Source organism: Mucilaginibacter gracilis (genome assembly GCF_003633615.1).
Taxonomy (GTDB): domain Bacteria; phylum Bacteroidota; class Bacteroidia; order Sphingobacteriales; family Sphingobacteriaceae; genus Mucilaginibacter; species Mucilaginibacter gracilis.
The window spans coordinates 692,623-708,050 of sequence record NZ_RBKU01000001.1; the positions used below are offsets into that span (position 1 = coordinate 692,623).

A 15,428-nucleotide genomic window follows, 5' to 3' on the forward strand; every position below is an offset into this window, starting at 1 on the left:
TCTTTACTTTGATCCCATTCATTTCATAGAGCAACTTAATCAGCTGAAAAAAAAGGGCTCTTAATAACACATGTAAGAGCCCCAATGGAATTAATTCAAGTTTTGATGGCGGTTATCAAACACTTGGTTTCAGAACAGATTCGATTATAAAAACCAATAATGAACTGATGTTGAAAGATAGTCTGTCGATATTAAGGTACTCTGGCGACATCTGTTACAGTAGTAGTCACAACAAAAGTTCCCTTGGTTAGAAAGAAGCCTACGGTTAAAGTCGTGTTAACCGCCATACCCACGTCAGTATGCTTTCCAACGATGCTATAATAATAGGGGCCACCTATATAACCGGGATAGTTTTTCGACGCAGTAAAAAGTGGAAATATTGGAACCCCACCAGGATACCTGTATTCTAAAGACGTATCCGTTTTTGCAACGGGAAAATAAGGATCGAAATCCGCGAAGTTGGGTCTGCCCGGCCTTCCGATAACCTCGCCGTTAGCCGGATTCCAGGATTTGCCGTTCTTATCCTTCCAAACGTAAATAATCTTATCAGGTCCGCCGGGTATATAAGTCACTTTGATGTTCAATAAAGAAGCGGCAAAACCTGTAAAATTAGTGTAAGTCGCATCAGAGTGGTTATAGGCTTTATAAGTTATCGTATCCGGTATACTTCCCACGACGTTAATTTTGCAGGCATTATTCAGTATTCTTGTTCCCCTGATATTGGAGACCTGCAAATCGATATTATAAGATCCTATTGGTACAAACTTAGAAGCCTGCGTGAATTGAAGTCGGCCGCCTATTGAATTCACGCTAAACGGAGCCAACGTACTATCTTTAAGCTTCGCTCCCAACAGGGCTAGCGTAGAATCATCAGCAGTAACAGTTCCTTTATAAATCCTTATCGTATCTTTTGTCAATAAATATTTGGAGGCGTCTTGATTGTCAGCCATATTTCTTACGGACAGTAATTTCACATTGAGCGGCGTTGTTGAGCCGTCAATTACCAAACCGGCCGAAACCGCGGTATTGCCTTGCGCCACGGTAAACGGATTTACGTTATAATAAATATTATCGCTGATAAAGCCGGTTTTAATTTTATTGCAACTAAGGATTGCCATGGTTGAAACTACCGCCGCAGCAATCAAATATGTAGTATTTTTATGCATTTTTATTTAATTTAAATAACTAACTATAACTTCTTTAGCACAGCAAAATTAGCCAGCACGTGTAGAGTTGTGCCCGTACTGGTTTGAATTCCGGTGGTTTGACAAGGCAAAAGCGCATCAACCTTATCGTCTGGCGAAGGCCCTGAACTGCCGTCTAACAATCCATTAATTACAACATACTCCAAGGTATAATAACTAAATGTCAAGGCACTGTTTGACAGATAAACTGAACTTGCACCTATAACTTTTTTAATAGCACAAGGAGCGATAGCGCCGGCTTCATTGGTATAAATTATTGAAGCAGTAGTAGCCTCGTCAAGCGTAATTGTTTTATTAAATATGTATTGTTTAAGTAAATTAGCGCTAACAGAATCGGTTAATTGCTTAAATGTTGTAATTGGGCTTGATAATATTGCACCATCTACGTTACGCTTAATAGTTATACTCTTCATTAACGAATTGATAGCCATGTCTGGTGGTGCAAAAAAAGTTTTACTATTGTTTATGGTATCCTTTAACTTGTAGAAATCTATCAGGGTGAGCAAAGTATCAAACTGGTGATACTTGTTGTTTTTAAGGTAGTCATATGTAGAGAACGGCGTTGCGGCTTTTTCCAGCCCTCCATCAGTAAGATAACTGTTCTTTTTACATGCGCCAAAGCACAGGACGATAAGGGCCAACATGCCTATGTAATGATTTATCTTTTTCATTTTATGTCTGTTTGATTTGTGAATCAATTAACTTTTCCAATCCAGAATGGGGTTTGGGTGATCTTGGAATTATTCAGGAACAAGTTGGGATCTATTGGCCAATAAGTTTTGCCGGCAGCAAATTCACCTGGGGTCACGTTATCAAACTGTTGATCTTTTGTTATCCGTTCCAGCCGAATCAAATCGAATGTGCGGTGACCCTCCAGGAATAGTTCGCGGCCCCGCTCATCTGTTACAGCCTGGATAACTGCCGTGCCCGAAAGTCCTGTCAGTGCCTTGGCATTCCTGGCACGGCGTACTTGATTGATTAAGGATAGCGCGGTATTGTAGTCTCCAGATGGCCCTGAACTCAGCGCTTCTGCCTTTAATAATTCGATATCAGCCAGCCTGAATATAACAATGTTGTTAAGGGCAACCTTTAAGGTAACGTTGTTATTCACCGTCTGAATATTGGTGTACTTTACACATTCCAAAAAAGATGTAGCACCGCTTGAAACAGAAATAAATCCTTTTTTTAACCTTACATCAGCAGTATCAGTATACAATTTAGTTACATAACTATTGTTTATGTGCCAAACCGGTACAGTCCCATTTAAATAGGGTGCTGTAAGTGTTTGGGATGCAAGGGTAAGAGACACGTTTGCGTTATACCCTTCTGACAAGGTGTTTTGCGCAATTTCAAAAATACTTTCCGGCGATTGACCTTTGTAAATGTCCATGAAGGATGCCGCTGCTGTTAAGGAGTAAGTACCCGAGTTAATAACGGCATCACACGCTGTATTGCAACCGGCATAATCGCCTTTCCAAGCATCTATATGGGCCAGCAAGGCGTAAGCCGCTCCTTTATCGGCACGTACCACACGGTCCGACGATCCGTTATCTTTCCAGTCCAGGTATTGGATGGCAAGGTTAACATCCACAATGGCCTGCTTTAGTACATCACCTTGGGGAGACCGTGCATATTGCTGCGCTACGGTAGCATCGGTATTCTCCAGTACCAGCGGAACATCGCCCCAAATTCTGGCCATTGTAAAATAACAAAACGCCCTGGTAAAATAAGCTTCGCCCAGATACTTGTTTTTCCTGGCTAATTTTTCTGCATCTGATGTGCCGTTAAAAACGGCAGTAGGCATGGCAGTAATAAATGCGATTGCCCGGTTACTTTGCGCAACGGCGGTAAAAAAAGGAGTCCATAACCTCAATTTCAGCAATGGGTTATCTGTAGCGGTAGACGCTACACCCGCACCAAGGTTAAAGTCGATAACCTTTTGAAAATCGGGCTGATCGGAATTACTGAATTCACCCGAAGCCAGATCGCCGTAAGCATAATATCCGATGGAAGCATTAAATGCTGCCCTTATAAGGGAATAGCAGGCTGCTACCCCCGTATTCGCATCGCCATCAGCTTGCCATGTAGTAGCATCAGTAGGCGTACTCACAGGTGTTTGGTCAAGAAACTTGCGACAGGATGTAGCAAATAGCACCAAAACTATAGTGTATGTTAAAAGATATTTGGATTTCATTTTACGTTATTTTTTGATTCTTTACTTGAAATTAGCTACTCTAATATTTGTTAAAAACCTATATTGAGACCAAGCGTAAACTTTGCCGCTGTTGGGTATATGACATTTGCAGAACCGGTTGTAGGATCTACCAATTCCGGATCGGCAATACTTTTTGCTTTCTTCCACATCGCCAGGTTATCACCCATCACGTATAGGTTAAATCTCGTCATACCCAGCTTTTTTGTCCACCTATCCGGCAGATCATATCCTAAAGTCACGTTTTTAAGTTTTACAAAACTGCCGTCCTCCACAAAATATTCATTTCCAATATTCCATGGGTCTTTGACTCTAGCATCTGCATTGCTGTAAACCAATCTGGCGTACCTCGTTTGATCGCCGGGATTTTGCCAAAACTGGTTAAGCAAACTTACATACGTGGCTGCTCCTGCAGTTGTACCATAACTTCCGGGGTATTTGCTGCCGTTTAAAGCATCAGAAAGCGCTCCGTTTAATATTTTTCTGCCAAAAACATAAGAAGCAAAGAAGCTTAAAGAAACCCGTTTATATCGGAATGTGCTGCCGAACCCACCCGTATATTTGGGATTGGGATTACCTCCATCATATTTATCATCATTGTTGATGTTGTAATCGCCGTTTACATCCACATACCGTGGATCGCCGGCCTTCAACGGCACCCCGTTAGCCGTTTCTTTCAGACCGGTAGTGGGGTCAATAGGAACTTCCGCATCTGTAGCATAAACGCCATTAGTATGAAATACCCGGTAGCTGAATATCGGCTTACCTAATGTTAAGGTTTTATAGAACCAAGGAACATCAAACAAAAAATCGCGGTTATTATTTGGCAATTTGGTCACCAGGTTTTTATTGAAAGAAATATTGAAGTTGAAATTCCACTGAAAAGGCGATTTGGGTCCTAATACGTTGAAATTGGTGGCAAACTCCAGACCCTGATTACGCAGATCGACATAGTTACCAGATTGATATTGGTAGCCGCTGGTAGCCTGGGCAGGAACATTATAAAAGAAAACGTCTTTAGAGTCTTTACGATACCAGTCTACGGTCAGGTTTACCCTGCCGTTAAAAAGCTCTAAGTCCGCCCCAAAATCAAGTTGAGGATCTCTTTCCCATCTAACTGTAGAACTTGCTTTTGTTCCGTAATTTAAAAAGTTATTACCGTATGCAAAAGGAGATATCACACTTGTGCCATTATATGTAGTGGCGTTTCCACCCAGTCCTCCGAAGTTATTTATGGTCCCGTTGGTTCCTGCAAAATAACTGGCATCGTTAAAAAGTGACTGGTACTTAGAATACCATTGGCCAGGATCTTTACCTGTTATACCGTAGCTGGCACGAATTTTAAAGAAGCTAACTGCTTTTTTGAGAGGTTCAAAAAACGATTCATCCGAAGCTATCCAGCCAGCCGCAACTGCCGGAAACGTTGCCCAACGATATGTCGGGCTGTAAATAGAACTTGCATCCCTGCGTATGCTTGCAGTTAACAGGTATTTGCCGGCATAATCATAATTAACGCGGGCATAATAAGACTCTGTTGTTTTGCGCTGATATGAGGTAGAAGCATTCAGATTCGTCCCAGCCGGCACGGTTTGTACCGTACTAATGCCGGAAACGGTGATACCTGCTGCAGACGCATAGTTGTAATAATTTTCATAGCTGTAAAGTGACGCTCCCGCAGCCATCAGAAAGTTGTGCTTACCAATCCTTTTGTTGTATTGCAGGAAGTTTTCAAATGACCACGACGGATTGCTGGCATAAATGTCATAAGCTGTATTTAGTGTTCCGTTTAACTCAACCGGCGAAAAATAACCATACTTATTGGTATAATTTGTTGATCCGTAGGTACTGTTAAAAACCAGGTCTGAGGTGATTTGTTGTTTCAATTGCAAAGAACCGATAATTGAAAATGCCCTGTCGTCATCGTAATAATGTTTTTTCCCGGTATAAACATCGTACTGAGCCTGGGTTAATGGCGTAAACGAAGTTGGGAAATTCCACGCGCCAAAAAGATTAGCTCCAGCTCCGCCAACTCCATGTTGCTGGCGCTGGGAAGACATTAGCAGATCGGCAGTTAGTTCCATGCCTTTTAAGGGTTTAATTGTAAGGTTTAAATGAGGAGAAAACTTTTCCAGCCCGTAACCATGTAACACCCCCTGTTCATTATAATGGTTAATAGATATCCTGTAAGATGTTGATCCGGTAATTGCCGATATAGCCACATCCTGACTGTTTACCAGTGCTTGTTGCCTAACAAGCAATCCTTGCCAATCCACATCATTATTAAAGGCAGAGTTCAAGCTATCTGTAATTGCCAGTGGAATGGCACCCAATTGTCTGTCGCCGTAAGTAAGCTGTTGCAACAAAGCCAATTTAAGAGATCTTTCTGCCGCGCCTGTGCTTACCTTAATAAAATTGGGTTTGGTTACCGATCCAACGTAAGCTGATATGGAAACTTGTGGTTTTCCCTGTTTTGCCGATTTTGTTTTAACGATAATTACACCATTACCAGCCCTTGCTCCGTAAATTGCCGCTGCGGATGCATCTTTCAACACGTCTATCGATTCGATATCGTTAGGGTTTATAAGAGACAATGGATTGTTATTACCATATGCACTACCCATGGCGTTAACATCGAAAATAACGCCATCTATCACGTATAAAGGCCCGGTGTTACCGCCATTTGCATTTCCGAAATCTATGTTGGCCGATCCGCGGATAACAATAGCAGGCTTCGACCCCAATTCGCCCGTGCTGGACAGTACGCTCACGCCTGCGAGGCGTCCCTGAAGGGTTTGATCGAAACTTGACTGTGGTATATTGGCAATATCCTTTCCGCTTAATGAAGAAATAGCTGCGGTAACTTCCCGCCTGTTTTGCTTTTGATAACCAACCACAACAACATCAGACAAAGAGTTTTCCTGGATTTGTAGCATTACCGTTATTGGTTTGCCTTCAGCTTTAATCTCCTGACGCCTGAAACCTATCAGGCTGATGGTAATAGTTTTTGAAGTGCCTTTCAATGTAAGTTGAAATTTTCCTTCTTGGTCTGTAATGGTGCCATTGCCTGGCATTCCCTTTTCGGCCACGGTGGCTCCGGGTACTACTTTACCCTCGTTATCTTTGACCAGGCCCGTAACTGTACTATTTATTTGCGCCCGGGCAGTAATCAGACAAGTGCTGAATAAGTAGCATAACATAAGGAAGAGTATACGTTTTCCCATTTTGGTGAAGTTTGAGTTAAATGTTAATGAATGAATAGTTTGGTTAATATGACTAGGAATCTAAAGACATCTTATCGTGATGTTTTTTTTAGTGGCTTTTGGTGGTTTTTATCTCATATATCTACGTTTTAATAATATTTAATCAAGAATCAAAAATGCATCTCCATTAACCTCGCTGGCAGCAGATAGTCTCAGGAAATAATTTATAATGGTCTTTATTGTGCAACAGTAGATTGTTGTTATCCAAAAGTAATCAGTTAAAACACGGGTATTTATGCATAAATTACCCTTTGATAATTAGATTTTGCAACAACAGGAACATGGACGCTTATCGGAGGTGGGACTCGTGTCAAAAGATAATTCAACAAGTGAACAATTGCCGGCACAAATGATGCAGGAGCATGAAGAGGGTGCAAGTCACCAAATCAGTGTTGCGGACTTCACAGCAAAACTTCGTGGTTTTCAGTTGTCATCTGTGCTGGAAAAAAACATCCAATTAGTTATCTTTCATATGACCAGCCTTCGATCAATTAAAAAATGCAACCCGGGAGTTATATAAGGTCATAGCAACTAAATCGGATGAAATTCCGGGAAGGGCGTGCATCAGCTTTCTGTTCAAGTTTAAAACGTATTTACAAAAAGGATGCGGGAGAAATTATTTGAGGAAGCAATTAGTTGTTGAAATATTTATTCAAATAAATGGGAAGGTGTTTAAGTCTTTTATCCGCTATCTCAGCGGTAAATTCAATTGCGATTCACACTCAACCGACTTTTCGGATATTAGTGTCCGGATGGGCAATGTTTGGGTCAAGTTTCGAACTATACGGAAAAGTTCAACCCTGACTTATTTTTATTTCCCAATCCTCCAAGAGAAGCATTGATATTTATTTCAGATTTCAGATAATATCGTATCCAATCAATTCGCATAGTAAATAAAAAACTAAGTAAGTGCGTAAGAGCGGATACCATATTGATTTTTACCGGTAAGATTAACTCATTACTGGTTCCAGCTTCATAATCAATTTATGATAACACCTCATGAAGATTTCACTGGTTAAGTTAAATCACGAGAGATATAATCGCGCTTCATTTAACGCTGCCTTATTTTTTTTGTATAATTTTGAAACTTTTAAAGGAACCAAAACCTTCCTGCGGTCCGTAGCTGCTTTGAAACAGCCCAACTTGTAAAGATAAAGTGTCAAGGTCGGTACGCGATACCGGGCTTCCGGGCATATCCCTCCAAATTCTGCCATCGGCGCTGGATCTGATGTAGAATGTATTTCCGGACCTTTGAATCTGCAGATATCTGTTAAAGTTCCACCCGCTTTGAGTGTTGGTTTGTATCCGTTGCCCGGATTGAAGATTGGTGAAAAGGTTTCCGCAATTCCAGGCCGGGAATAAGCTGTTTTGCAAGAGGGCCTCTTGCGTGTTTTTGCCATCTGATGTTACCGCTTTGCGCACCATCAGCCCTACATCATTATTGCCTCTTACCGCCTTTTCCTTAAATCCGCTCAGGTCCGCAACCTCGGTCTCGGCAATAAAATCGCCAGCGATCGTTTTATAAATAAATGGCCCATAGGGCTGGTTGCCGTCCCAGTTGGATCCTTTTGATTTTAGTATAAGCGATTTATCAGCGAGATAGACGCTGCCGGCCGGCCCCGCTTGATGCAGCCCCGTTGCGCCGCTCCGGCTGCTATTACCTGCAGCAATATTGGTGGTATCCGTCTGCGTGGAAAAATCAAAATTCGTTACATTAAACTGCATTTGCGAAGTACTAACCGTGAATGCATCAGAAAAACGAGAAACATTACCAAAATTGTCCTTTACCTTAAAACGATAAGCGTAAATATGATCCGGAACTACCGTAAAGTTGGTATAATGCGGATCATCTCTCCATTCTTCGGACAAGGCATTATTCGTTTCATCCTGAAAGTAATACTGCAAATCTTGTTTTCCCTCCGTATCTGCAGCAGCAGTCATCTCGATAAGCGTAGGCGATACCGCATGTGGAGGTATAACAAAATACGGGGGGTTCAGATTCACCGGGTGAATGTTTTTGAACCAGATGTCTGTAATCTGCCTGATATCACTTGTTGTCAGTGATTGAGCAAGGCAGGTAAGTGTGCTGATAGCGTATTTAAACCCTTTTCCTTTGCTGGTATTAGCAAACAAGGTTTTAAAAAGGTCATCAATCCTGGAATTTGCAATTACTTTGACTCCGTCCAGGAAATAGGTTACCTCGCCGCTTTGTTTCGTTCTGACCAGCAAATGCCATTTTCCGCCACTTTCTTTGCGATCAGCAACTCTCCCCTTTAACTCATTTTTAAGATCCTGACTGTCGTTATATATTACCGAATCAGGTAAAAAGACGCTTAATATTAAACTTTGAACACCTGATATACCATCATTCACCTTGTAAAAATTAAAGTTATCTGAACCAGAAAATGCCACAGCGATTTTCCCGCCAACATCTTTAACCACTGGAGAAGCATTTCCGGATGCAACGAATTTTCCGCCAAGGCTTCCATTATTTACCCATTCGAAAAGTTTGCCATAACTCAGTTTACCCGCATCAAGGTATACCGGGATATCTGTAGTTTTTTTGAGATTAAACGCACTTTCAACCAGAGAATCAGGAAGTGCAATATCATAAACCTTTAAGGAAGACACTGCCGCGTTCAGGAACAACGATTTATTGGTTTTGGAGCCAAAAAATATCTTATCAGCGGCCTGCATAAACAGCATTTTATTCTCTTTGTTATTTAATACGCCGTCAACAAATACCTTTTCAAACACCCCGTCGTAAGTAATCACAATCTGGTGCCATGCCGATGCTGATGGCGCTGCAGCAAATGGAAAATCAGAAACGCCAAAGTGCTGGGCTACGCCAAAATCCCTGTTTTTTCCATAACCAAATATAGCGCCCCGATGTTCAGATTCCCCTGCAGTCCAGCTTAAAACAGGGTTCTCGTTTAACAACTCAGAACTATAAATAGTATAAGCAACCGTATAACTGTTATTGCCGCATAAAGTGCGCGGAACCTGCGCAGTAGACTCGAAGTTTTGACTGCCATTGAATACCAGGGCCTTTTTCCCTTTGATAATATCTACATAAGGAGTCCTCGCTCCAGCAACGAAGGTTCCGCCTAAGGCCCCTTTATTACGGAATTCAGGAACGAATTCGCCCTGCTGTAAACTATCTGCATCAAAACTCACCAGGAGTCGTTTTTGGACAGTAGAATCAACCTGTCCGGTCGCAGCTAATTTCCCTGATTCATCCTGAATTACTTTATCGCTATAAATTTTTATGTTCCAGATAGATTTGAACAAGCCCGGGTATTCGGTTCCCGTTATAATCAGCCTTACATACCTGGCTTTAACATCCCCGTTGTCAATCATCGGTGATCCATGTTGCTGGTTATGTGTTTTGTCAGCAAACAAATTCCATTTCAGGCCATCAGCCGATGTTTCTATTTTATATTGGTAATACCAGGTTGCATACTCAAATTGCGTAAGTACCTGCCTGATTGATTTAATCGCTCCCAGATCAATCTTCAGCCACGTTGCCGTGCCATCGTTACGGGCGGGCCTCCAAAGAGTGCCATTATTATCATCAGCGGCAAATGAAGGCCGGTAATCATCGTTGTAATAAGAGGAAGCCGTAACTGTCTTCCTATAAGCGAGATTAATTGTCTTGACGCCAGGCTTACCAAGCGGGCCAACGCCGGTATGGGTAGGAATAAGTTTCTTTATATTTCCTTCGGTATCAAACAAGATTTTATCTGCACAAACCTGACGATGGTATCCTCCATTGGAATGCGGATTATTATGCCGGTGATAAACCATGTAAAAATCGTCTCCGACCTGAATTACGGACTCATGGCCGGGTCCATGCACTGTGCCATCACTGCTGGTACTTAAAACAGGGTTATTTTTGCCGAAAACAAAAGGCCCCATTGGCCCTTTTTTGCTCATTGCATACTGTACCCGGTACGTTTCATTCTCGCAAAACCCGGATGAATAGGTCAGGTAATAAATACCCTTCCTTTTAAACATAAAAGGGGCTTCAAAAAAGTCCTTGGCTATAGTATTTGGAATTTTAGCCTTTTTTGAAAATGTATGCATATCCGCGTTCAGGAGCCCAACACCGCAGCCATGGTCAGGATAAGTGCCCCAGGTTCCCCAAAACATATAAATTTTCCCGTCATCGTCTTTAAATGTCTGGCCATCAAGTGTGATAACACCAGGGACAAAATAGTTAGGGATCATCGGTTTTCCGCCGGGAAGCAAGGGTGTCCATGGCCCGGTTGGCGAAGTCGCGGATGCTCCATAAATATCAACCGGCTGGCAGTAATACATATAGTATTTATGATCGTTCCCGTTAATAACATCCGGAGCCCAATAATAATTGGATACAGGCCAGTTCATATCCCTCATTTTCCAGTTAACAAAATCTTTTGATGTCCATACCTGTGAAGGACCATGCCCGCCGCCATTGCCATCTGTTGTTGCGTAGATGTAAAATGTATCACCGAATTTTCTTACTGTAGGATCTGCAAAATATCCGGGGATAAGGGGATTCCCATTGCCTGGTGAGGTAGCAGTATTTCCCTGGCAAAAAGCATTCTGCGCAGCAATTGTGATACCAAGCGTGATTAATAACTTTGAAAGAAACCGACACATACTATTAATAATTAAAGATCCTGTTGCGATGCAGGCAAACGACATATCCTTCCGGGTGCCCAAACCATGCTCCGACAAGGTTAACCATTTCGGTTTCGCCTTTACGTCAGCTTTTTAACCAACTATAATCGAATTTTGCAATTATTCAGCACTACCCGGTAGAAACGTATTATAAACTATGGTATTAACTTTTCATTCCTGTCAGGAAAATTAACTGTTCCTTGAAGAAAGGAGTAGTTAAAATCCAGCCAAATATGACTGGTTGTTTCCATCTTAAGTGTATCGGCAGACCGGGACCAAATAATTTAATTCTAATTGCTCCCGGTCTTAGATCACCGGGGTACAGTTACTTGTACTTGCGCAAATAAACCGCCATTCAAAAACAGGAAGAAAAGAAATATTGTTATCCGAAAAATAAAATGCCAAAAGAATCGCTAGCTGCCTGTAATTTTCAGAAGCTTGACCCCGTGAGGTGCCACCTGAAGCGATATACTGCCAACATTTTTTTTAATGTCCTTTTGAATCCATACATCCCGTATAATATTTACTGCATTTTTTTTACGCGTTAAACGTAAGTTATACCGGCAATATTTATCATTCAGGTTGAAGACCCCAATGGCAAGTCCGCCGTCCGAAAGCTTTTTTTCCCATACTTGTATACCACCAGTATTAACTGTTCTAATCGCCTGCTTTCCAAGAGTGTCCTGATCTAATGCAATTACCTCCCTGTTTTTCAGCAAATTCAATGTGAAGGCATCGAGTTTACTCATATCGCACCCAATCAGCATTGGTGCTGACAGCATGCTCCATAAGCTGATGTGTGCATATTGTTCATAAGGTGTCAGGTTAGAAGGATGAAGGTTTTCGCCCCAACCTACCTGACCGACAATCAGCATGTCCGGATCATTCCAGCCACCGGGGCTGGCATATGCGGATCTGTCAGCCTGGCTAAAACCAATATCACGCAAACTTGCCCAGGTATCCGTGATATCTTCGGTCGTACGCCAAAGGTTGCCATCCATAGCCTTTCCCCATTTCCACACGTCACGAATTCCATATTGGCATATGCTGTAAACTATATCCCGGTGTTGCAGTTTCAGCGCATCGCCCATAACCTTATAAGGTTTTTGCTGCGCAAAAAGAGTAGTATCGCCGGCGGTATTGTCTGAGTAACTGCAAAGATCGTATTTCAAATAATCTACGCCCCAGGCGGTATAGGTATCAGCATCCACTTTTTCATGCCCCAGGGACCCTAAAAAACCGCCGCAGGTTTTAGCTCCGGGAGAGGAGTATATACCAAATTTTAAACCGGCCGCGTGCAGGACGTTGCCGAGCTCTTTCATGTCAGCAAATTTTGAATTTGGGAATAGCTTACCTGATGGGGAACGTTCTGCCGCCTGCCAGCCATCATCTACGTTAACGTAATTCCAGCCATAATCCGCCAATCCACTTTGGACCATTGCTTTAGCAGAACTTTTCACTTTTTCCTCAGTTACATTAAGTCCCCAGCAATTCCAGCTGTTCCAACCCATGGGCGGTGTAAGTGCAAGCTTTGCGCCTATTTTAATGGTTAATTCTTTCTTATCGCTTCCGATATTATTTTTCACACGCAGAATCAGTTTATAGTTTCCGGCTATATCAATAATTCCCGTTAAGATTCCGGTCTTCGCATCAAAGGACAAACCGGCGGGAATATTGTCAACGGCGTAAATCATTGGTTTTTGACCGCTGGCTGCGATTTTATAAATTATCGGCGAACCCGGATGCACGCCTATGACCAGCGGACCATTTAGAATCGGGTTAAGCAGCTCAGCGGGCGTAAGCAGATATGGTGCCACTTCGGTAAATGACTTTGCCTTACCGGAAGATAATTCCTTAAAATCATAATAAACTTTTATTCCCTCCCGGTGAGGAAGAAACAATATAAACTTTTTACTTTCAAAAGGATTGACCTTTATCCTTATCACTTGCCTGCTTATAGTTTTCCCGTACATTTCGTCGACCACCCGGTAACGAAGGTCGCCTGAAATTACGGTATTAAACCTGTTGAAAAGCGTTAGCGTTCTTTTTGCTTTCTGACCCGCTAAAAATTGAATTGCAGATACGCTGAATTCAATGCCGTCAAACTTTTCCAGCATATCAATAAACGGGCTGCCCATAAAAATGCCGCCGGATCCACCGCCGTCATAAACCTTTACCGCAATAACGTTTTCACCATCCCATTTTATCAGCGGATTACTTGACGCGATACAATAATTTCTTACAGCCGGCCATTTACTGATATACCCCCCTTTATCATTCGGGAACCCACCTGTTTTTCCGATTAAAGTGCCATTAAAATAGGTTTCATCGACATCGTTAACGTGCGCCAGAAAAATACGGATACTATCCTTCCAGACCGAATTGCTTTTTAAAGCAGCGGGAATTTTTACATGGATGCGATACCAGGCAAATCCATGGTAATCGGGAAAGCCCTGACTTTGCCATACTTCTCCCACTTTGACGTCCCGCCAAGTCTGATCGGCAAAGTCCTTGTTTTTCCAATCCGGATTGTCACCCGTTGAAAACCTGGCATTATTTAAACTTATGTACTTCCCGTTCTGGGCCCTGGCCATTACAAAAGAGCATAGCAGTAAAATAGCCAAAGCATTATTTTTCATGATATCATGTATTGTTTGTTATATAATTGGGGGGTCGGCACCTGTTTTCTCTTTTACACTGCCAATCAGAAAATAAACCGGAATACCAGCCATGACAATAATTAATCCGGGCCAGGTATACGTCGGCTTATATATGATAAGCAGCAGGCAAAAGGCCAGTCCCATGATGATATAAATTAAGGGCAAAACAGGATAGCCAAAAGCTTTATAAGGCCGTTCGGCATCAGGCATTTTTTTGCGTAAAATAAATATGCCGATGATGGTAAGTACATAAAAAACCACAACAACAAATGATATCATATCCAGCAGATCGCCATACTTACCGCTCAGACTCCACAAACAGGCAAAAATGCATTGAAGCCACAAGCCAAAGCCAGGCACCGAGTTTTTATTAAGCATGCCAACCCGCTTAAAAAATAACCTGTCCTTAGCCATTGAGTAATACACCCGGGCGCCAGACATGATCAGCCCGTTGTTACAACCGAAAGTGGATACCATAATAAGCAGGGCTATTATAATGGTACCCCAGTTACCAAAAATTTGCTGTGATGCGGTTACACCTACCCTGTCCTTATCGGCAATAGCAATATCATGTAATGAGAGCACTCCCGTGTACATGATATTGGTTAAAATATAAATAACCGTAACGATCACTGTACCTAAAGCTAAACTTAAACCAATATTCCTTTTCGGATTTTTAACCTCTCCGGCAATAAAGGTAACATTGTTCCAGGAGTCGCTGCTGAATATGGAACCAACCATGGCCGATGCTATCGCACCTAATGCAGCAAGGGCAGTATAAGATGCCATTGATCCATCCGGCTTTAAGCTATGCATTGTCCATGCATTGTGCCAGTTACTGGTCCATACCGAGGTCTTTATAGCAAATAAGCCAAACACAATTAACGCCAGCAAACTTAACAGCTTGGCCATGGTAAATATAGTTTGAACGATTTTACCGCTGTTTACCCCGCGCGTATTAATGAAGGTTAACAGAACAATAACCAGTATAGAGAGCAACTGGGCTGGCGAAATGGCAATGAAGCCGAGGTCTATAGCTACCAGTGTTTCGCTAAGCTGTGGTATTAAATAGGCTGTAAACTTGGCAAAGGCGACACCCACGGCCGCTATGGTTGCCGTTTGAATAACCGTAAAAAAGCTCCAGCCGTATAAAAAACCAACCAGCGGGTTATAGGCTTCCTTAAGGTAAACATATTGCCCGCCGGCCTTTGGGAACATGGCACTTAATTCACCATAGCTAAGCGCGGCCGTGAGTGTCATAAAACCGGTTATGAGCCAGACAAACAGCAGCCAGCCTGCGCTGCCTACATTACGGGTAATATCGGCGCTTACAATAAAAATGCCCGAACCGATCATGCTGCCGGCCACCAGCATGGTTGCATCAATTAATCGTAACGATGGTTTAAATGAGGTAGAAGTATCCATG

The 15,428-nt window shown here is 42.3% G+C and carries 8 protein-coding genes; 1 reads left to right on the forward strand and 7 read right to left on the reverse strand.

The features are described 5' to 3' along the window. Nucleotides 1–191 precede the first annotated feature (191 nt). The 4 genes from BDD43_RS02900 to BDD43_RS02915 are packed head-to-tail and all read right to left on the reverse strand — an operon-like array spanning nucleotide 192 to nucleotide 6,638. A complete protein-coding gene (locus tag BDD43_RS02900; protein ID WP_008506638.1) occupies nucleotides 192–1,166 on the reverse strand; it encodes a hypothetical protein in 975 nt (324 codons plus the stop codon). Nucleotides 1,167–1,189: 23 nt separating this feature from the next. After that, nucleotides 1,190–1,876: a hypothetical protein gene (locus BDD43_RS02905; protein WP_008506639.1), complete on the reverse strand. Its 687-nt coding sequence runs from the start codon at nucleotides 1,874–1,876 to the stop codon at nucleotides 1,190–1,192. 23 nt (nucleotides 1,877–1,899) lie between these two features. Beyond that, on the reverse strand, nucleotides 1,900–3,399 hold the full coding sequence (locus tag BDD43_RS02910) for a RagB/SusD family nutrient uptake outer membrane protein (protein ID WP_008506640.1): 1,500 nt from the start codon (nucleotides 3,397–3,399) through the stop codon (nucleotides 1,900–1,902). 50 nt (nucleotides 3,400–3,449) lie between these two features. Continuing rightward, nucleotides 3,450–6,638, reverse strand: coding sequence for a SusC/RagA family TonB-linked outer membrane protein (locus BDD43_RS02915; protein WP_121196254.1), 3,189 nt, complete (start codon nucleotides 6,636–6,638; stop codon nucleotides 3,450–3,452). A gap of 304 nt (nucleotides 6,639–6,942) precedes the next feature. Between BDD43_RS02915 and BDD43_RS02920 the strand changes: the two genes are divergently transcribed. After that, nucleotides 6,943–7,197 carry a hypothetical protein gene (locus tag BDD43_RS02920; protein ID WP_121196256.1) on the forward strand — a complete coding sequence of 85 codons (255 nt, stop codon included), beginning with the start codon at nucleotides 6,943–6,945 and terminating at the stop codon, nucleotides 7,195–7,197. Between the two features lie 542 nt (nucleotides 7,198–7,739). On the opposite strand, the gene BDD43_RS02925 is transcribed toward BDD43_RS02920, so the two are convergent. From BDD43_RS02925 to BDD43_RS02935, 3 genes are all read right to left on the reverse strand, one after another. Next, nucleotides 7,740–11,321, reverse strand: coding sequence for a family 43 glycosylhydrolase (locus BDD43_RS02925; RefSeq protein ID WP_121196257.1), 3,582 nt, complete (start codon nucleotides 11,319–11,321; stop codon nucleotides 7,740–7,742). Between the two features lie 434 nt (nucleotides 11,322–11,755). Continuing rightward, entirely contained in the window at nucleotides 11,756–13,981 is a 2,226-nt protein-coding gene (locus BDD43_RS02930) for a putative Ig domain-containing protein (protein ID WP_121196259.1), read from the reverse strand. Nucleotides 13,982–13,999: 18 nt separating this feature from the next. Next, on the reverse strand, nucleotides 14,000–15,427 hold the full coding sequence (locus BDD43_RS02935; RefSeq protein ID WP_121196261.1) for an APC family permease: 1,428 nt from the start codon (nucleotides 15,425–15,427) through the stop codon (nucleotides 14,000–14,002). Nucleotide 15,428 lies beyond the last annotated feature (1 nt).

Excerpts from the sequence above, each read along its gene's own strand:
- BDD43_RS02935 (WP_121196261.1), bottom strand. The coding sequence starts at position 15,427 with ATGGATACTTCTACCTCATTTAAACCATCGTTACGATTAATTGATGCA.
- BDD43_RS02910 (WP_008506640.1), bottom strand. The coding sequence starts at position 3,399 with ATGAAATCCAAATATCTTTTAACATACACTATAGTTTTGGTGCTATTT.
- BDD43_RS02915 (WP_121196254.1), bottom strand. The coding sequence starts at position 6,638 with ATGGGAAAACGTATACTCTTCCTTATGTTATGCTACTTATTCAGCACT.
- BDD43_RS02930 (WP_121196259.1), bottom strand. The coding sequence starts at position 13,981 with ATGAAAAATAATGCTTTGGCTATTTTACTGCTATGCTCTTTTGTAATG.
- BDD43_RS02925 (WP_121196257.1), bottom strand. The coding sequence starts at position 11,321 with ATGTGTCGGTTTCTTTCAAAGTTATTAATCACGCTTGGTATCACAATT.
- BDD43_RS02900 (WP_008506638.1), bottom strand. The coding sequence starts at position 1,166 with ATGCATAAAAATACTACATATTTGATTGCTGCGGCGGTAGTTTCAACC.
- BDD43_RS02905 (WP_008506639.1), bottom strand. The coding sequence starts at position 1,876 with ATGAAAAAGATAAATCATTACATAGGCATGTTGGCCCTTATCGTCCTG.